The sequence below is a fragment of the Flagellimonas halotolerans genome (assembly GCF_035818535.1).
Classification (GTDB): domain Bacteria; phylum Bacteroidota; class Bacteroidia; order Flavobacteriales; family Flavobacteriaceae; genus Flagellimonas; species Flagellimonas halotolerans.
Map to the genome: position 1 here is coordinate 1 of NZ_JAYKYV010000009.1, position 18,273 is coordinate 18,273.

Below are 18,273 nucleotides of genomic sequence, written 5' to 3' on the forward strand. Positions count from 1 at the left end.
ATGGTACTGCCACACCAGGTGGGAGAGTAGGTCGCCGCCTTCTTTGAAGCCCCTCACGTAAGTGGGGGGCTTTTTTTATGCTCCGTTTTTGAGGTATATTTATACGCACAAAATATAGCATCCCATTGAGTACCCAATCCAATCTTGTTCTACTAGAAGAAAAATTGAATGCCTATTCCCATGCATTGGGCATTGTATTGGCGGGTATAGGAGGACTGCTTCTTTTTAAGAATGATTTGGAGAGTATCCCTTTTATGAAGGGAAGCATTATTGCCTATACTTCATCCTTGCTCTTATTGTTCACAGCATCAACAATCTACCATGCAGTGCAAAACCCTAAATTGAAAAGACGACTCAGGGTTTTAGATCATATCAGTATTTATTATTTGATTGCCGGGACATATACCCCGGTATGTTTGTCGGTACTTTTACCATCAAAGGGTTGGTTATTGTTTTACTTAGTGTGGGGAATAGCTCTTTTCGGCACCATACTCAAGATATTCTTCACCGGTAAGTTTGAAGCCTTTTCACTGGTGCTTTATGGGGTAATGGGATGGCTTATTGTGATTGATTTACCTTACCTACTGGAGCATATGTCCTCATCTGGATTGATTTACCTTACCGCAGGTGGAGCTTTTTATACTATTGGGATAGTTTTCTATTCCGTAAAAAAAATACCATACAATCATTTGATATGGCATTTTTTTGTGCTTGGTGGAGCATTGAATCATTGGTTGCTAATAGAATCCTTGAGCTAAGTCATCTTTACTTAATCTATTAACAAGGTTGTTTTGCATCCAATAATAGACTTACACCAAATAAGCAGTCCCGATTCCCAAAATAATTACCACTAATTTTCGTAAGTTAAAGGCATGGCCTTGGGCACTTTCAAACAAAATAATGGTAGATATGTGGAAGAACACCCCAATAGCTAAGGAGGTTAGTAAATGACCATAATTATCCATCCAAACGGATGTGGAAATATAGCTGCCCAAAGGCGTCATCAAAGAAAATGCAGTAATAAATAATAGGGATGTGACAAGTTTCATCTTTGAATTGATCAAAAAGATGCTCAAGATAATGGCTATCGGAATTTTGTGGATGATGATGCCGTACAAAATGGAATCGTTTCCATGAATGGGCACACCTTCGACCAGAGCATGGATGGAAAGACTCAAAAATAACAAAGTGGGAAATTTGTTTTCTTTTAGTTGGACGTGCATGTGCCCGTGTTCAGCTCCTTTGGAGAAAAACTCCAAGAATATCTGCAAAAGTATCCCTCCCAAAATGTACAGGGCAATTATTTTTGGCTCATGGCTATTATAAACATCGGGCAACAGCTCAAAAAAAGTTAATGACAACAGAAATGATCCACTAAAAGCCAACAAGAGCTTAATATTGTTGTTGTTCTTTGGTTTTGTGAACCAAACAAATCCAAAACCGGCCCAAACGGCCAAGATGGGTATTATATAAATAATAGCGGAAGGAAAATCCATAGGTGGAATTAAAGGAGCAAAAATAGCCTATTTTTGCAGAAAGTTTTTAAGATAGTATGGCAGGAAATTTTAAGATGATGGCCAAAACCCTTTATGGATTCGAACCTATTTTGGCGAAGGAGCTCCGTAATTTGGGAGCTGGCCACGTGGAAGAGGGAGTCCGTAATGTAACTTTTGAGGGAGATACAGGTTTTATGTACAAGGCAAATCTTTGCCTTAGAACGGCCTTAAAGGTGTTTAAACCCATAAAAACGTTTCGGGTTTTTAATGAAAAGGACCTTTACAGGCATATTTATGATCTGGATTGGCCCGAAATTTTTGATGTAGGAAAGACTTTTGCCATTGACAGTATTGCCAATACAGAGGTTTTTGACAACTCCATGTTCGTGTCCCTAAAGACCAAGGATGCCATCGTGGACAAGTTTAGGGCAGTGGTTCGAGAACGCCCCAATGTAAAGACCCAAGATCCTGATGTAAAAATAAACATACACATTTATAATAATACCTGTACGGTCTCATTGGATAGTTCTGGGAACTCCCTTCATCAAAGGGGTTACCGTATGTTGACCAATATTGCACCCATCAACGAAGTATTGGCAGCTGGTCTGTTGTTTAAAAGTGGGTGGGATGGGCAATCGGATTTCTTTGACCCAATGTGCGGTAGTGGAACTTTTCTGATTGAAGCTGCCATGATAGCGTGTAATATTCCAGCTAACATCAACAGGGAGTCTTATGCATTTATGCATTGGAACGATTATGATGCTGAGCTGCACACTAAAATAGTGGATGCGAGTTTAAAAAAGGTGCGAGAGTTCCATCATAAGATTATTGGTTACGATAAAGCCCCATCTGCGGTAAGAAAAACACAAGAAAATGTGGACCACGCCAATTTGTCGGATTACATTACCGTGGAGCGAAAGGATTTTTTTAGAGTGGACAAACCAGTTGATGGTAAATTACACATGTTGTTCAATCCACCGTATGGAGAGCGATTGCCCATTGATATGGAAATTTTCTATGGCAAAATGGGGGACACCTTTAAAAAGATTTATCCAGGTACGGATATCTGGTTGATTACTTCCAACTTGGAGGCGCTAAAGCACATAGGCCTTAAAACTTCCAAAAAAATAAAGACCTTTAATGGTAAACTGGAAGCAAGACTGGTAAAGTATGAAATTTATGAAGGAAGCAAAAAGGCAAAAAAACAGAGTTAAGGTCAGCTACCTGTGCTTTAAAAAGATGAGGAATCGTATAAAAATAGATTTGGCTTAGTGCAAAAGAATTGTTTAGATTTGGTGATGTGTTTATAACACGACTAACTAACTCAACCAAATTTTATAAAAGGAGTCCAATGTGGCTCCTTTTATTTTTCGTACCATACTCGAGTTTCTTCTTTTAAGTCCTTGCCATTTATTGGTATTGTCCAGATTTTCGCTATCCAACACCATCAATAGGGGCAGTCATCAAACTATTGGTTGTTTTCAGGTTCCTCCTTGCTCTTTTTGGACTTTTTGTAAAGTGGGATAAAGTAAGAGATGGAATAGTTGTAGTTCACACCAAAATTGCTCCCTTCTGTAACTTTGTTAAATCCGGGAATCCAAAGGTTGGGAAACGCTTCATCTTCTGTATTGGTGATCAAAAAGCCCAATCGGGCACTCATGCCCACAAAAATATTGGCAAACAGCTCTACTTTTGCACCCACAACAAATTCCAGCCAAGAGGCAGATAATCCGCTAAATTCACGGTTGGGGTTTTCGCCGGGCAAAAACTCTTTATTAAAGAAACGGTTTGTTTCGTAAAGGCTGTAATCGTTCAAGGTGTGGTTAAAACTTGCCACCGCATAACGCCCCCCAATGGTAATGGCATTGTTCATTCCATACCAATTTCGGTAGGTATTCATATCCACACCTGCTTTAATATAGCTTCCCGAGGTTTCGTAATCGTATAAAAGGGTGTTGTTCAAACTTTCGTTCTGCCTCTTGGTTTCGTTCCCTAATTCGGCAGCCAAATACAATTTATGGGTAAGTCGGTAGTCGCCCACCAATTCTAGCCCAGTGTAATCTTCATCCATAAAGGAAAGTACCAATTTGCTAATGTCTGCACCTACGCGAAGCCCATACTGATCTTTATATTCAATTGTATCCTTTTGTTGAAGGTCGATAGGTTCACTTTGTGCTTGCACCAAAATTGGCAGCAGGCCAATAAAAATGCTAATGAAATATTTTGACATGGATGTTATCGGTGTTTTCTACGTTAGGTTGAACGACCTTAATATCTTGGATCCAATTCTCGGCACTTTCCGGTACGGCAACGGTGATGTTGTTATAATTGACCACAAACCCGCAGGCCCTTGAGATAAAAGCTTCACCAAGGTCGTAAGAAATGGTTAAGGTGTCAATATTTCCAATTTCCTGTTCCGTTTCATCATCATCCCGTGAACCAGAAATAATCTGGTACATGGTACTTGTTGCACTGCTCCTTAAGGGAACCATCAATGAATCTGGCGAATTTGCTCTGTCACTAAAAGAATCATTGGTCAAAATACTGTCTATATCCAAACTTTTGATTCGTATCGATGAAACTCTTTTTACTGCAGTGGTATCATCAATGTTAAAAAAACCAATGACCATCAGTGGTGTGTCACCCTCAACGCAGATATCATCCTTTTCACAGGATGAAACAAAATAGAGCATTGATGCAATAAGTAGGATGGGGATTATTTTCTTCATTCCGGTTAGCTGTGGATTTTAATTCAAAAACTACACCCGTTTTTCCAAAAGTACAACATTTTCAACGTGGTGTGTCTGCGGGAACATATCTACGGGTTGCACCTTGGTGACTTTGTATTTTTCTTTCATAAGAGCCAAATCCCTGGCTTGGGTTGCGCTGTTACAGCTTACGTACACAATTTTAGGTGAGGCTACTTGCAAGAGTTGTTCCACCACCTGTTTGTGCATGCCGTCCCGTGGAGGATCGGTTATGATCACGTCGGGCTTACCGTGTTCTGAAATAAAGCTATCGTTGAACACATTTTTCATATCGCCGACAAAGAATTCAGCGTTGGAAATGTTGTTGTGAAGCGCGTTGGCCTTGGCATCTTCAATGGCCTCGGGTACGGACTCCACACCAATAACCTTTTTTGCATTTTTAGATATAAATTGGGCTATGGTCCCCGTTCCAGTATATAAATCGTATACCAATTCGTCTCCGGTGAGTCCAGCAAAATTCCTTGCTACTTTATAAAGCTCATGGGCCTGTTCCGAATTGGTCTGATAAAATGATTTTGCATTGATCTTGAACTGAAGCCCTTCCATTTCCTCAAAAATATGGTCACGGCCTGCAAAACAAATTACTTCCTGATCGTAAATCGTATCGTTTCCTTTGGAATTGATGACGTAGAGCAAGGCAGTTATCTCCGGGAATGTTTCCTTTAAATGATTTAGGAGCAGTTCGCGATGCTCTGTATTTTCTTCGAAAAATTGTACGAGCACCATAATTTCCCCAGTTGATGATGTTCGCATCATCAACGTTCTTAAAAGTCCTTCCTGTTTTCTGGGGTTGAAAAAGGTGAGGCCATTTTTATTGGCAAAATTTTTCACCTCTAACCGTATGGCATTGGAAGGGTCTTGCTGTAAATGGCACTTTTTAATATCCAAAATCTTGTCCCACATGCCAGGAATATGGAATCCCAATGCATTTCTGTCCTCAATTTCGATATCGGAGTTGATTTCCTCTTGGGTCAACCATCGGCTATCGGAAAACGAGAACTCCATCTTGTTCCTGTAAAAGTACTGCTCTTTAGAACCTAGAATGGGGGTTATTTCCGGAAGATCGAGATGACCAATGCGCTTAAGGTTGTTCTCGACCTCTTTTTGCTTAAAATAGAGCTGATGCTCATACCCCATGTGCTGCCATTTGCAGCCGCCACATACACCAAAATGCTCGCAAACAGGTTCGGTTCTTTTATCGGAAAGGGTGTGGAAGTTGGTGGCAACCCCTTCAAAATAGGCTTTTCGTTTTTTGGTGGTCGTTACATCCACCACATCTCCGGGAACGGCATTGGTAAGGAAAATTACACGTCCGTCAGGGGCCTTGCCCACGGATTTTCCCTTTGCACCGGCATCGACAACCTCTACGTTTTCAAACGTTTTTCTCCTTTTGTTTTTACGCATGCCGCAAAAGTAAGTTCTTTTTGGTATTTCACAGAACGCAGCTTCTTAAATTGCATCTAAACTTTCGGTGGTTCAATCGGGAATCACATTCTGAAAAATTACATTTTCACCGATTAATTTGTAATTTGCGGGCACTCCAAGGGATGATTTCTCTCCCACGCTGCTTTTTCGAAACTTCGAAAGAATAAAGGTACAGTAGGAATGGTTATTTTATCAATTTTAATCATTTAATGAAATGGCTGTTTTAGATCATTTAACATCGCAGCAAGCGATAGAATTGGAAAACAAGTACGGAGCACACAATTACCACCCACTTCCTGTGGTCTTGAGCAAGGGTGAAGGGGTTTATGTGTGGGATGTGGAAGGAAAAAAGTATTATGATTTCCTCTCGGCATATTCTGCCGTAAACCAAGGACATTGTCACCCCAAAATTATTGGTGCCATGGTGGAGCAAGCAAAAACATTGACCTTGACTTCGCGGGCTTTTTATAATGATATGTTGGGCAAGTATGAAAAATACGCAACCGAAACCTTTGGCTTTGATAAGTTGTTGCCCATGAACACAGGGGCAGAGGCCGTTGAGACCGCCTTAAAAGTATGCAGAAGATGGGCTTACCAGAAAAAAGGCATCCCAGAAAACCAAGCCAAAGTGATTGTTTGCGAAAACAATTTTCATGGTAGAACTACCACTATTATTTCTTTCTCCAATGATGAAGTGGCGAGAAATAATTACGGCCCGTATACCGAAGGTTTTGTAAAAATCGAATACGATAATTTGACAGCACTGGAAAATGCCCTAAAAAGTAATCCACACGTTGCCGGATTTTTAGTGGAACCCATTCAAGGTGAGGCCGGGGTCTATGTACCATCAGAAGGATATTTGAAAAAAGCCAAGGCCCTTTGCGAAAAACACAATGTACTTTTTATTGCTGATGAAGTTCAGACCGGTATCGCAAGAACGGGCAAAATGTTGGCGGTAGACCATGAAGATGTGAAGCCAGATATTTTGATTTTGGGCAAGGCCCTTTCTGGAGGGGTTTATCCGGTTTCTGCAGTTTTGGCCAACGACCCTATTATGGAAGTAATCACTCCTGGAAGCCACGGAAGCACCTTTGGTGGAAATCCAGTTGCCGCTGCGGTAAGTACGGCCGCCTTGGAGGTGATTAAGGAAGAAAATCTAGCACAGAATGCCGAAGAATTGGGGGAATTGTTTCGCGCAGCGTTGAACAAGTTTATCCCTTCTTGCGATTTGGTGGTTAAAGTGCGTGGCAAAGGGTTGCTCAATGCTATTGTGATCAACGATACGGAAGAGAGCTCGACCGCTTGGGATATTTGTATGGCATTAAAGGAGAATGGATTGTTGGCGAAACCAACGCATGGCAACATTATCCGTTTTGCACCACCTTTGGTAATGAACCGAGAGCAGTTGATGGATTGTGTTTCCATAATCATCAAAACGCTACAGGATTTTTCTAAGTAGATTAAAATAAAAATATAAAAAGGTCTAAAAAGCAGCAAAATTTTGATTTTGTCAGGTTGAGTGCAGTCGAAACCCATTGATTATCAAATTGACTTAGGTTCTCAACTGCGCTCGAACTGACTCAGGTAATAAGCTTTTTAGACCTTTTCATAACACCTAGCTGATTTCTAACAAAAAATACTGGCTTGGTATGGAATTCCCAATACGTTTGTTAAAATCACCGTGCCTCAAAGTAAGTGTTGGATTGGCGTTTAAATATAGTATTGCATTTTATGGCAATGAAGTAAATTATTCTTAGGTACAAACATAATCAACAAGAAAAAGTAAATGGTGACCGTGGGATCAAAGATAATTTACCTATTCGTTATCCCTTAATAATTTTAATGGCTACATTTACATTTCAATAAGTTCTTTACTTAATTTCTTTATCATAGCGGTAAGGGTCCCCTTCGAAGGTTGGGGTTAAAAGGGAATCGTGTGAGAATCACGAGCTGACGCGCAACTGTAAGTCCGATCCTGTTTTACGGGATAGTATGTTTTTACCAATAGTGCCATTGTCCTCAAAGTGGGGGCGAGAAGGCCGGTAGGAATCGAACAAGCCAGGATATCTGCCCATATCGTTCCTACATTGTAGGATTTTGACGGTGCCTTCGCGTTAAGGGCAAGTCGGGCGTGTTTATTTCTTTCTCTGGGTTTTCCTATAGAAAATATAGCGTTCTTCTTGTTTAAGGCATTGCGAAGTTGAGCTAAGGAGCTTTTATCTAATTGTTCAATTTTATAAAAGCTTTAGCAATGAAAACAAGCAATTTGGGCTACCCAAGAATCGGGGCCCACCGTGAGCTAAAAAGAGCTTGCGAAAAGTACTGGTCGGGCAGGATTACTTTGGAAGATCTGCTCCATGCTGGTAAGAGTATCCGAGAGGAAAATTGGAAACTCCAACAGCAAAAGGGAATCGACCTTATCCCTTCGAACGATTTTTCCTTTTACGACCAAGTTCTGGATACCAGCCTCATGGTTGGTGCTATCCCTGAACGGTACAAGAATGCCCAGGACACCAAGAGTACTCTTTTGGACCTCTATTTTGCCATGGCAAGGGGGGTGCAGAAAGATGGTGTGGATGTTATTGCCATGGAGATGACCAAATGGTTTGATACCAATTATCATTACATCGTTCCAGAGTTTACCAAAGACCAAGAATTTGAACTGCTTTCATCAAAGATCGTCGATGAGTTTAATGAGGCAAAGGCAATGGGAATACACACCAAGCCTGTGATTCTGGGGCCTGTTACCTATTTATTGTTGGGAAAAGAAAAAGAAGAAGGGTTTCATAGGCTGGATCTTTTGCCCAAACTACTTCCCATATATTGTTCCATTTTAAAACGATTGTTGGATTCAGGTGCAACTTGGATACAGTTTGATGAACCTATACTATCCACAGACCTTTCGGACAAGGAACAAGAAGCCATCAAAAAAGTTTACCAAGAAATCGCGACAGCGTTTCCTACCCTAAAAATGCTGTTGGCCAATTATTTTGGAGATTTTGGAGATAATCTGGATACGGCACTATCATTGCCTGTTTGTGCCCTTCATCTGGATCTTAAGCGAAGCCCGAATCAATTGGACACCGTCTTGGAATTGGGAAAACTCAATAAAAAAATATCCTTGTCCTTGGGTGTGGTCGATGGTCGCAATGTATGGAAAAATGATTTTAAAACTTCTTTGGAGTTTGTTCAAAAGGCAAAGACACAACTAGGGGAAGAACGTGTGATCTTGTCCCCATCATGTTCCCTGCTTCATGTTCCATATGATTTGGAGCTTGAGAAAAATGAACAAGTGCTTCACGAAGATGTAAAGGACTGGATGGCCTTTGCCAAGCAAAAATTGGAAGAACTCCAAAGCCTGAAGCTTTTAGCTAGTGTCCCCAATTATGAATCCCATCAACATTTTATAGCGAATTTGGCTTCAATGGAAAAGAGAAAAAATTCCACATTGATTCATAAACCCAAGGTAAAAAAGCGGGTGGAACAGCTTCATGAAAAGGATTTCTACAGAAAATCCCCTTTTAAAAAAAGAAAGGTACTTCAAGAAGCTCACTTAAATTTGCCCCTGTTTCCCACGACCACCATTGGCTCTTTTCCCCAGACCCAAGAGGTAAGACGGGCCAGGTCATTGTTTAAAAAGGGAGAGCTGAGCGAACAGGCGTATGTTGATTTTCTGATAAAGGAAACTACTGATGCCATTGCTTTTCAAGAAGAGGTTGGACTAGATGTACCTGTGCATGGTGAATTTGAGCGCAACGATATGGTGGAATACTTTGGGGAGCAATTGGACGGGTTTGTTTTTTCTCAAAATGGTTGGGTGCAAAGTTATGGATCCCGTTGTGTAAAGCCCCCTATCATTTTTGGGGATGTCTCAAGACCAAGCCCAATGACGGTGTTCTGGACATCCTTTGCGCAATCATTGACCGAAAAGCCAGTAAAGGGGATGCTCACAGGTCCGGTCACTATTTTACAGTGGTCGTTTGTTCGAGATGATCAGCCACGTTCTTCCACCTGCAACCAGATTGCCCTAGCCATCCGGGATGAGGTGGTCGATCTTGAGAAAGAGGGCATACAGATTATTCAGGTGGATGAACCTGCAATACGTGAGGGACTCCCCTTACGTAAAAAGAATTGGGAAACTTATTTGGATTGGGCCATTGGAGCCTTTAAACTATCAACAAGCGGAGTGAAGGACTCCACGCAAATCCATACGCACATGTGCTATTCTGAGTTCAATGATATAATTAAGAACATTGCCGATATGGATGCCGATGTGATTACCATAGAATGTTCTCGATCGCAAATGGAGCTGTTGGATGCTTTTTCCGAGTTCGATTACCCCAATGATATAGGGCCAGGTGTGTATGATATCCATTCTCCTAGGGTTCCATCTTTAAATGAGATTTTGAAACTCTTGAGAAAAGCGGAGAATGTACTGCCTGCATCCAAACTTTGGGTAAACCCGGATTGTGGGCTCAAGACACGTGGTTGGGAAGAGACCAAGAGTGCCTTAAAACTTATGGTATCTGCAGCTCAACAGATGAGAAAAGTTGAGGGAGCACCTACCAATTAAAACTATTAAGGAGCCAATGGCTTGCCATTGGCCCCTTTTGCTTATGGCACAACACGAGGACACATATTGTCAACGATGCAATGCACAGTTCGAATGCAAGGTGGGATCTATCTCCCTATGCCAATGTAGTGCGGTTGCGATCAACAAGGAAGAGCAGGAGTATATTAGCCTTAAGTATTCCGATTGTCTTTGCGCACAATGTTTGAGACAATTGAAATTGGAGAATCAAAACGTAAAGCACCAGCAATCCCTCAGAAAAATTTTAGGAGTTTATTATAGGAAGAGCAATGGAAGTAATTGAATGAATAGAAAAACCCATAAACCAGCATTTTATTCGAAGGAAACATATCGATTCTTATGGATGAGGTAACTTTTGCCGCGGGCATACAAACTATCAAAAATTAAAGTTATGAAGGAAGAAAACAGCACATACATTTCACCTTTGCTCAGTTTTGATCTGTATTTAGAGACGTACCATCATCTCATAAAAAAATTAAAAAAGGAAACAGACATAGAACAATTAAAATACATACTCAAGGGAAATATTGGGCCCAATATTCAAGATGTGCTAAGGCAAGAAATTTATGATGCCTTGGTTTTAACAAGCTCTGATCAACAAATTATTTGGGTAAACAATGGGTTTACAGAGATGACCGGTTATGCCAAAAACTACGCTCTGGGAAAAAAGCCTACATTTCTTCAGGGAGAGCAGACCTCAAAAAACAAGATTAAGGACATTGGAGAACAGTTACATCGTAAGCATGGCTATACTGGATCCATTGTAAATTATAGAAAGAGCGGGGAATCCTATGTATGCCAGATTAAAATACTACCGCTTTATGATTCAAAAAAAGAGCTGACCCATTTTATAGCCATGGAAAGAGAATTATTGAGTGCTTAAGTAAGAAACACTTTCTTTTCCTTTATTTGGTGCCATTGTTTTTTACAGATTTCCAACGCAAGGGGGTTAGTATGTGATTCGGTAGCTACTTTGCTATAAAATCATGACTATTCCATACCTTTACAAAATGAATGGGGTGTCCCGATAGGGGCTGAGATCATACCCGGAAGTTGAATACTTCGCACCTGATCCAGGTAATGCTGGCGTAGGGAATTTGGTGAGTCAATCTTGCCCGTGTTCCAATTTGGGTACCCCATGATTATTAGAAATGGATAACTCAAAACAATGGAATTTCTTTCACAACTGACCTTATTGCAATGGCTGGGAACCATTTTTGGTGTGGTTCAGGTCCTTTTGGCCCGTCAGAACAATATCCATAATTACCTTTTTGGAGTTGTTGCCATCCTGATCAGTATTTGGGTATTGTACCAATCCCGATTGTATGCGGATATTTTGCTCAACCTTTATTATTTGGTGATGAGTGTTTATGGTTGGTTTTATTGGAAGATGGGAAAACAAAAGCAAGAGACACCCATATCTGCCTCCAACCGTAGGGAGCATACCATAGCGGGAGGAATTGTTTTGGGCTGTTTTGGGCTGATGGCCTATTGGTTGGCACAACACACGGATTCCGATGTTCCCTATTGGGATGCCTTGGTCTGCGCCTTTGCTTGGGCCGGTATGTGGTTGATGGCAAAACGGAAAATAGAAAATTGGATCTATTTGAACATTAGCAACTTTATATCCATTCCCCTGTTAATCTATAAGGAATTGTACATCTACGCAGGTTTGACGGCCTTCTTGTTCGCAGTGGCCATATCCGGGTATATCAAATGGAAAAAAATTATTGCACATGAGCGTGATGGAACCTATGCAGGGGCTTAGCAGTCTTGATTTTGGTAAAGAAGAATTCTCCCCTGAGGTGTTGAACTGGATTGCCCAAGAAAACATTTGGAATCTATGGGTTCCCAAATCTTATGGTGGATTGGAAATGTCACTTTCCGAAGGGCTGAAAAAATTACGGTCGCTGGCAAAGGTCGATGGAAGTTTGGGATGGACAATTACGCTGTGCAGTGGTGCGAATTTCTTTATTGGCAATCTAAAACAAGCAGTGGCCAATGAAATTTTCATCGACCCAGAAAAGCCCATATGCTTTGGGGGCAGTGGAGGTGTCTTTGGCACAGCTGAGAAAAAAGGCGAGGGCTATGTTATTTCGGGAACATGGAAATACGCTACCGGTGCACCTTACCTCACACACTTTACCTTAAACGCAAAGATTCGCGAAGACGGTAAGGATGTACTCCAGAAGGATGGTACTCCCTTGGTGCGCTCCTTTGTTCTTAAAAAGGAGGAAGTTCAAATGATCAAGGATTGGAATACTATGGGGTTAAAGGCCACTGCCACAGAGTCTTTTGAGGTACGGTCCAAGTGGGTACATGAAAAATATAGTTTTGTATATAATGAGCTGCACCAGCCCCATTCCATATTTAAAATACCTTTTTCCGTATTTGCCGATTTGACCTTATGGGTAAATTATATAGGTATGGCAGCACATTTTTTGGAAGAGGCCCTAAAGATTTCCCGTCAAAACCCAAGGGTAGGGAAACTCCAAAAAGTCATACAAAAAGCAGACTCGCTAACTATGGGTTATACCGGTCAAATACAAAGGGTGATCGGTATGGGGAGCGAGTTGCCGAATACCATGACAGATGAAATACACCAAAAGGCCAAGGGTTCGGTACGGTCGTTATCTGATGCCATAATTAGGGTATACCCCACCTTGGGTATTGCCGCCAGTAAAGAAAACCATCCTTTGAACCAAGTGTTAAAGGATTATTTTACCGCTACCCAGCACCATATTTTTAGGTAGACGCCCCTAAGTTTGATAGTCTATAAAAAATGCTCACTACCTGTTTTTATAAACTTCAGTTAAAAACCTCCATCAATTTATCCACAAACGTGGGTTTTACCACATGGCGGTAATTTCTTAAAAGCCAAGTCCGATTGTTCGCTGTTATTTATATTCTTTTACCCGCGCATCATCAATTGTGCCGTTCCAGTTGAGCCCAAAGGCAAAATCATAGGCATTTCCATTGGAATCGGTATAGGGTTCCATGTCCCTTGGGACATCCTCAAATTGAGATTCAACAGTCATCATATCGTTTGGCATTTGGAATGGTAGCATGGCAGAGGGTTCCACCTTGCCGGAAACGATATCCATTAATGCTTGATCTTGAACCCCCATATGTACCATAATAGCATCGGCTGAAGGCTCAATTTCGGCAAAGACCATAGGTTTGGATACTTTAACAATTACAACAACGGGTTTATTTCCCATTTTTCTTTTGGTATCCGTAACCAAGCCCATATCCGAAATATTGACAGCGGTTGTTGTTTTGCCCTTGTAGGAGCGGTTTGTTATACCATCTTCCAAAGGGCTTCCAGCAGCTATACTTTCATCCCTGGCATTGGTTGCCGTATAGGTGCCATACTGCAAGCTAATGGGAACATATCCATTGCCTCCTTTTTCTGTATCGGCAATATCGTATCCAACGCCACCATTTGGACTTTGTATGCCTACGAGTGCAAAATCAGCCTCACTGGGCTCATCCACAACTTCAAAATACTTGGCCACTACTTCCATATTAAATGGATGTTCGGTACGTTCTTTTGTCGCAACGCCAAACCAGTTAACGGTAGGGGCAACATAGCGCTGGGGTACGTACACTTTTTTCTTGCCTTGCACGGGCAAGGTTTCTGAACTGTTCTTCAGCATCACTACGGATTTGAGCTGTGCATTGTAGCCCGCTTCCATAAACTCGGCATTACCGACGATTTGTTCTGTTTCCGATACATCCAAATACGGATTTTCGAACAACCCTGTCCTGAATATATTTTTCAAAAGCCGTACAGCAGAAGTTTCAAAACGTTTGCGCATGTATTCTTCTCCATGTTCCTCCACGCCCATTTGATAGGCTTCGATAACAGGACCCATATCGTTGTTGCCCCCAAATTGGTCGCAGCCCGCTTCAATAATTTTATAATGTCTTTCAACAACACTCAAATTTTCAACTCCCCAAGGTTTGCCCCTAAATTCATATACATTGGGAGCATCTCCTGTAATCCCCCAATCTGTGCACACCACACCATCGTAACCGTATTTGCCACGTAGCAGGTCTGTAATCAAGTATTTATTGTATGCATTGCCCACGTTTTCGCCATTCTCCGCGTCCTGATTGTATGAAATGGTATAATAAGGCATTACGGCAGTTGCCATTTCGGTGGGCCCCTCCAAATCAAAGGCACCTTCTGTAAACGGCTTTAAATGATCCTCCAGGTTTTCCCCCGGGTAAACGGCATAGGATCCATATCCAAAATGACCATCACGACCACCTTCTTCAGGACCACCGCCAGGCCAGTGCTTTACCATGGCGTTTACACTTTGGTTGCCCCAATCGCCATTTCCGGAGGCTTGGAAGCCTTCAACATAAGCCTTTGCCATATCCGCCGCGAGTTTTGGGTCTTCCCCCATGGTGCCGTCAAAACGGGACCAACGCGGCTCTGTAGCCAAATCTATTTGTGGAGATAGGGCGGTGGCAATTCCCAAAGCACGGTATTCTTTGGAAGCAATTTCCCCAAATTGTTGCATTAGTGATGGGTCAAAACTGGCCGCCAGTCCCAAGGTACTGGGCCACATTGAGATTTTCCCTCCTGCACCTGCATTAAACTCTGCATAAGAATCGCTTCCGTGTCTAGGGTCCGAACTGGTGTTGATGGGGATGCCCAATCCTATACCTTCTACCATAGCCTGTGCATTGTTGTTCCATTGTGCCGATATTCCCGGCGACTCCACACTGGTAATCAAAACATGGCGTAGATTGTCCTCTAAAAGAAATTTCTTTTGTGCATCGGATAGGTCACTGGGTTTGGCACCACTTTCCTTATAAGGTTTGCCATTGTAGGTAACGGCACCAAAAAAGCTGTTGCCCCCTCCAGGAATGGATTGGTGGGCACTGTACAGCATTAAACCGGCAATTTGCTCCACACTCATTTTTGAGGCAAGATCATGGGCTCTTTCATTGGCAGAGAGCCTCCAATCCTCATAAGGATCTAAAGTGCCGTTTTGGTTCAGGTCCTTAAAGGCCAAACGGTCAACGGTTAAAATGGATACCTCGGAGTCTGGACTGTACCCAAGGGTTGTTCCATTTTCATGGTGAACAAGGTTGAAACCATCCTTTTTTTCTTCGGTAAATTTTGGGCTACAGCCTATAAATAATGTTGCTAAGAACAGACTGCCCCATCGAAAGTTTTGTTTTAAGCTATGCATGTTGTTTGGTTGTTTATGTTGGAATCCATTGTACGTTAATGACTTATATTTGGAAAGATATTACATTGCCACTACTTTTAGGCGGGTTTAATCATCAAACTCAAGATAATATTCAAAAAAGGGCAGCACTTGTTGGGGCAAACGTCCATTTTTGGTATAAATGTTATTCACGTGGGTACCGATATATTCCTCGGCGAAATGGTCAATGCCCAGATTTTCCAATTTTATACTGAACATTTTACACTGTTGTGTAAACCGTTCCCCAGCATTTCTGCCCCAATCCATTTTGATGGCTTTCAAGCTTTTTAGATTGTCAATGTAATTTTCGAGATTGTAAAAAGGCATATTGTCGTGCCATTTTTTAAGTGTTTCCTGGTGTATGACCAACTCACCATCGTTATACCCAAACGGGAAATCACAGTAAAAAGGAGGTTTGTTCGGATTGGGGGACCAAGAACGGGCAAAAGCTACCATCACTTTGCCAAAATATGTTTTTTCCAAGGCTTCATAGGTCGATATTTCCGAAAGCTCTTCAAAGGTATTGCTGTTCGGCCCGTACTCACGAACTATGGCCAAAGCTCCCGGGCTGATGGCATAAACGGTATTGAAAACATCGGGATGTTTCATGGCGATGTTCAAAGCACCATAACCACCCATGCTGTGGCCTGTAATACCACGGCTTTCCTTTTTGGCTAGCGTGCGGTAGTTTTTGTCCATGTATTTCACCAAATCTTGTACGGTAAAGTCCTCCCAATTTCCAAAAACGCCAGAATTGGAGTAAAAACTGCCCTCGTAGGTGGTTTTTTGGTTGGGAACCACCAAAATAAACGGCCGAATTCGTTTGGTCTCTATGGCAAAATCCAAGATTTCCTTCATGGGCTCCAACATGTTGTGATCACCATAAAAGCCGTGCAAGAAATAAATTACGGGGTATTTTTGGGTTCCCTTGTCATAGTTGGGAGGAAGATAAACCCCAACTTCGCGAGTAGGGTTTTCATCAAAATTATTTTCCAAATTCTCAGAGTAAATGGAATCAATTACTATGGTTCCCTTTGTTGTTTGTGCATAGGTCAACTGAAGGGTACAAATGACCAATATCAATTTTAAGTATGTTTTCATCAATCAAGTTTTAGTTTTTTATTTCAAGTGGCATTTCCAAGAGGTAAGAGGATAGTGTTTTTCCGTGCTTGTCCAAGCGGAGCGAGCGCGTTACACCACCCCGAAGTGCCTTGTGCATTACAAAATTCATTGCACCAAGGTTTGGGAGCTCATACCGTATTACCTCGCCCAGGACCATTTCCCCAAGAAACTTTTTCACTGAAGCGGCGGTCACTGATTTTTGCAAGGTGTGATAATCTTTTTCATCAAAAGCAATAACCGAGATATTTATAATATCTCCTTTGTCTCCTGTTCGAGAATGTGCTAAATCCTTTAGTTTCATTTGTTAGCTTTCAAAGTATTCAACTATGGGGGTTGCCCTATTTTTATCGATCAAAACAGATTGGATGGCAACAATTTCCGTGACTGTTTTGCCAACGCCGCCTCCAGCCGCCGGACCATTGGTGTACAGTGTTTCTACTTCATTGACCAACTGTACAGCCTCTTTTCTGCCTTTTGTTTTAGCAGCTAAGCGCAATCGAACTTCCGTAGGGCTTGCTTTGGTTTCATTTCCTTTAAAAAGACTATCAATTCCAATAAGGTCAAAAAGGATATCCTCCACCTCCAGATCAATGGATTGTATTCTTTCTTTGATGATGTCAATCGCCAATTTGGCCCGTTCCAAAGCATAACTTCCACCATAACTTATTTGGGCATCTGCCATATAACCATCATGATAGCCTACGGACACTTTTAATTTTCCGGTCAAAGGTTTTCCCGTGGCTCCAGAAACTTCTACTGTATCTTTTTCTATTTCCTTAAAACTTATGCTGGAAAAATCAGCAATGACATCGGGCGTTAAATATTCTGATGGATCGTGGACTTCGTACAACAATTGTTCTTTGCAGGTTGCAGGGGTTACCATACCGCCCGAATCTTTCAATTTGGTGATGAAGAAAGAACCCTCTTCGTTGATTTCTGCGATGGGGAATCCCAAATTGGCCAAATCAGGAACTTGTTTTTTAACGCCGTCGGCAAAATAACCACCGCATACTTGACCGGCACATTCCATTAAATGACCCAAAGCAGTTCCTTTGCCCAAAAGAGGGTAATCGCTGAGGGACCAATCAAATTCGTGTATAATAGGAGCCAAAAATAGGGCGGGGTCGGCCACTCTGCCAGTTAGGATAATGTCTGCCCCGTCCTTGAGGGCCGATAAAATTCCTTCCACCCCCAAATAGGTATTGGCAGAAATGATTTTATCGTCCAAAACAGATAAGGGCTCACCGGTTTCCAATAAAGTTTGTGTTTCAAAATCTAGCAATGATTGAACATCATCACCAAATACGGCGGCTATTTTGATGCTTTTTAAACCCAATTCGTTGGCTATTTTGGCCGTTTTTTTTGCCGCGGCCACAGGATTGGCGGCACCCATATTGCTGATAAGTTTTACATTGTTTGAAACACAATAGGGTAAACAGGCCTTCATCCGGTCTTCCAATAAAGGATCATAACCAAGCTCTTTGTTTTGCATTTTCTGCAATTGGGCCAAGGCAATGGTACGCTCTGCAAGGCATTCGAAGATGATATAATCCAAATCTCCCTTTTGTATTAGGTCCACGGCTGGTTCAATTCGGTCTCCCGAATAGCCAGCTCCCGATCCTATGCGAATTGTTTTATTCATA

General features: G+C 41.8%; 16 protein-coding genes and 2 riboswitches. Of the genes, 8 read left to right on the forward strand and 8 right to left on the reverse strand.

Annotated features, from left to right (window positions below; translation table 11 throughout):
* The first annotated feature begins 125 nt into the window (after window positions 1-125).
* Window positions 126-758 carry a PAQR family membrane homeostasis protein TrhA gene (gene trhA / locus VM932_RS11445; protein WP_326278919.1) on the forward strand — a complete coding sequence of 211 codons (633 nt, stop codon included), beginning with the start codon at window positions 126-128 and terminating at the stop codon, window positions 756-758.
* 51 nt (window positions 759-809) lie between these two features.
* Here trhA and VM932_RS11450 read toward each other — a convergent pair whose 3' ends face one another.
* Complete coding sequence (locus VM932_RS11450; protein WP_326278920.1) at window positions 810-1,496, reverse strand: ZIP family metal transporter; 687 nt, start codon at window positions 1,494-1,496, stop codon at window positions 810-812.
* Between the two features lie 56 nt (window positions 1,497-1,552).
* On the opposite strand from VM932_RS11450, the gene VM932_RS11455 reads away from it, so the two are divergent.
* On the forward strand, window positions 1,553-2,710 hold the full coding sequence (locus VM932_RS11455; protein WP_326278921.1) for a THUMP domain-containing class I SAM-dependent RNA methyltransferase: 1,158 nt from the start codon (window positions 1,553-1,555) through the stop codon (window positions 2,708-2,710).
* 254 nt (window positions 2,711-2,964) lie between these two features.
* On the opposite strand, the gene VM932_RS11460 is transcribed toward VM932_RS11455, so the two are convergent.
* Genes VM932_RS11460 through rlmD form a run of 3 tightly spaced genes read right to left on the reverse strand, consistent with a single transcriptional unit; the run spans window position 2,965 to window position 5,668 of the window.
* Window positions 2,965-3,726, reverse strand: coding sequence for a DUF6048 family protein (locus VM932_RS11460; RefSeq protein WP_326278922.1), 762 nt, complete (start codon window positions 3,724-3,726; stop codon window positions 2,965-2,967).
* Window positions 3,707-4,225, reverse strand: a complete 519-nt coding sequence (locus tag VM932_RS11465; protein WP_326278923.1) for a DUF6452 family protein — start codon at window positions 4,223-4,225, stop codon at window positions 3,707-3,709. The genes VM932_RS11460 and VM932_RS11465 overlap by 20 nt, the downstream gene beginning before the upstream one ends.
* A 30-nt stretch (window positions 4,226-4,255) precedes the next feature.
* Window positions 4,256-5,668: a 23S rRNA (uracil(1939)-C(5))-methyltransferase RlmD gene (gene rlmD / locus VM932_RS11470; RefSeq protein ID WP_326278924.1), complete on the reverse strand. Its 1,413-nt coding sequence runs from the start codon at window positions 5,666-5,668 to the stop codon at window positions 4,256-4,258.
* 235 nt (window positions 5,669-5,903) lie between these two features.
* On the opposite strand from rlmD, the gene rocD reads away from it, so the two are divergent.
* The 6 genes from rocD to VM932_RS11495 all read left to right on the forward strand — a co-directional run bounded on the left by rocD (window position 5,904) and on the right by VM932_RS11495 (window position 13,033).
* Entirely contained in the window at window positions 5,904-7,148 is a 1,245-nt protein-coding gene (rocD, locus tag VM932_RS11475) for an ornithine--oxo-acid transaminase (protein ID WP_326278925.1), read from the forward strand.
* 423 nt (window positions 7,149-7,571) lie between these two features.
* Window positions 7,572-7,778: riboswitch (cobalamin riboswitch) on the forward strand.
* 162 nt (window positions 7,779-7,940) lie between these two features.
* The gene (gene metE, locus VM932_RS11480) at window positions 7,941-10,262 is read left to right on the forward strand and encodes a 5-methyltetrahydropteroyltriglutamate--homocysteine S-methyltransferase (RefSeq protein ID WP_326278926.1); all 2,322 of its coding nucleotides are present in this window, start codon (window positions 7,941-7,943) and stop codon (window positions 10,260-10,262) included.
* A 43-nt stretch (window positions 10,263-10,305) separates the two neighbouring features.
* The gene (locus VM932_RS16775; protein ID WP_428979747.1) at window positions 10,306-10,563 is read left to right on the forward strand and encodes a cysteine-rich CWC family protein; all 258 of its coding nucleotides are present in this window, start codon (window positions 10,306-10,308) and stop codon (window positions 10,561-10,563) included.
* Between the two features lie 108 nt (window positions 10,564-10,671).
* On the forward strand, window positions 10,672-11,163 hold the full coding sequence (locus tag VM932_RS11485) for a PAS domain-containing protein (RefSeq protein ID WP_326278927.1): 492 nt from the start codon (window positions 10,672-10,674) through the stop codon (window positions 11,161-11,163).
* A 123-nt stretch (window positions 11,164-11,286) separates the two neighbouring features.
* Window positions 11,287-11,392: riboswitch (TPP riboswitch) on the forward strand.
* Window positions 11,393-11,448: 56 nt separating this feature from the next.
* A complete protein-coding gene (gene pnuC / locus VM932_RS11490; protein ID WP_326278928.1) occupies window positions 11,449-12,048 on the forward strand; it encodes a nicotinamide riboside transporter PnuC in 600 nt (199 codons plus the stop codon).
* Window positions 12,017-13,033 carry an acyl-CoA dehydrogenase family protein gene (locus tag VM932_RS11495; protein WP_326278929.1) on the forward strand — a complete coding sequence of 339 codons (1,017 nt, stop codon included), beginning with the start codon at window positions 12,017-12,019 and terminating at the stop codon, window positions 13,031-13,033. Before pnuC ends, VM932_RS11495 begins: the two co-directional genes overlap by 32 nt.
* A gap of 144 nt (window positions 13,034-13,177) precedes the next feature.
* Here VM932_RS11495 and VM932_RS11500 read toward each other — a convergent pair whose 3' ends face one another.
* The 4 genes from VM932_RS11500 to VM932_RS11515 form a co-directional block, all read right to left on the reverse strand.
* The gene (locus VM932_RS11500) at window positions 13,178-15,490 is read right to left on the reverse strand and encodes a glycoside hydrolase family 3 protein (protein WP_326278930.1); all 2,313 of its coding nucleotides are present in this window, start codon (window positions 15,488-15,490) and stop codon (window positions 13,178-13,180) included.
* A gap of 87 nt (window positions 15,491-15,577) precedes the next feature.
* A complete protein-coding gene (locus tag VM932_RS11505; protein WP_326278931.1) occupies window positions 15,578-16,609 on the reverse strand; it encodes an alpha/beta hydrolase in 1,032 nt (343 codons plus the stop codon).
* Between the two features lie 10 nt (window positions 16,610-16,619).
* Window positions 16,620-16,931: an AtuA-related protein gene (locus VM932_RS11510; RefSeq protein ID WP_326278932.1), complete on the reverse strand. Its 312-nt coding sequence runs from the start codon at window positions 16,929-16,931 to the stop codon at window positions 16,620-16,622.
* A gap of 3 nt (window positions 16,932-16,934) precedes the next feature.
* Complete coding sequence (locus tag VM932_RS11515; protein WP_326278933.1) at window positions 16,935-18,272, reverse strand: acyclic terpene utilization AtuA family protein; 1,338 nt, start codon at window positions 18,270-18,272, stop codon at window positions 16,935-16,937.
* Window position 18,273 lies beyond the last annotated feature (1 nt).

Coding starts and splice junctions, on each gene's coding strand:
- metE (WP_326278926.1), top strand. CDS start 7,941: ATGAAAACAAGCAATTTGGGCTACCCAAGAATCGGGGCCCACCGTGAG.
- VM932_RS11505 (WP_326278931.1), bottom strand. CDS start 16,609: ATGAAAACATACTTAAAATTGATATTGGTCATTTGTACCCTTCAGTTG.
- VM932_RS11460 (WP_326278922.1), bottom strand. CDS start 3,726: ATGTCAAAATATTTCATTAGCATTTTTATTGGCCTGCTGCCAATTTTG.
- VM932_RS11450 (WP_326278920.1), bottom strand. CDS start 1,496: ATGGATTTTCCTTCCGCTATTATTTATATAATACCCATCTTGGCCGTT.
- VM932_RS11515 (WP_326278933.1), bottom strand. CDS start 18,272: ATGAATAAAACAATTCGCATAGGATCGGGAGCTGGCTATTCGGGAGAC.
- rocD (WP_326278925.1), top strand. CDS start 5,904: ATGGCTGTTTTAGATCATTTAACATCGCAGCAAGCGATAGAATTGGAA.
- pnuC (WP_326278928.1), top strand. CDS start 11,449: ATGGAATTTCTTTCACAACTGACCTTATTGCAATGGCTGGGAACCATT.
- VM932_RS11485 (WP_326278927.1), top strand. CDS start 10,672: ATGAAGGAAGAAAACAGCACATACATTTCACCTTTGCTCAGTTTTGAT.
- VM932_RS11500 (WP_326278930.1), bottom strand. CDS start 15,490: ATGCATAGCTTAAAACAAAACTTTCGATGGGGCAGTCTGTTCTTAGCA.
- VM932_RS11455 (WP_326278921.1), top strand. CDS start 1,553: ATGGCAGGAAATTTTAAGATGATGGCCAAAACCCTTTATGGATTCGAA.
- VM932_RS11510 (WP_326278932.1), bottom strand. CDS start 16,931: ATGAAACTAAAGGATTTAGCACATTCTCGAACAGGAGACAAAGGAGAT.
- VM932_RS16775 (WP_428979747.1), top strand. CDS start 10,306: ATGGCACAACACGAGGACACATATTGTCAACGATGCAATGCACAGTTC.
- VM932_RS11465 (WP_326278923.1), bottom strand. CDS start 4,225: ATGAAGAAAATAATCCCCATCCTACTTATTGCATCAATGCTCTATTTT.
- VM932_RS11495 (WP_326278929.1), top strand. CDS start 12,017: ATGAGCGTGATGGAACCTATGCAGGGGCTTAGCAGTCTTGATTTTGGT.
- rlmD (WP_326278924.1), bottom strand. CDS start 5,668: ATGCGTAAAAACAAAAGGAGAAAAACGTTTGAAAACGTAGAGGTTGTC.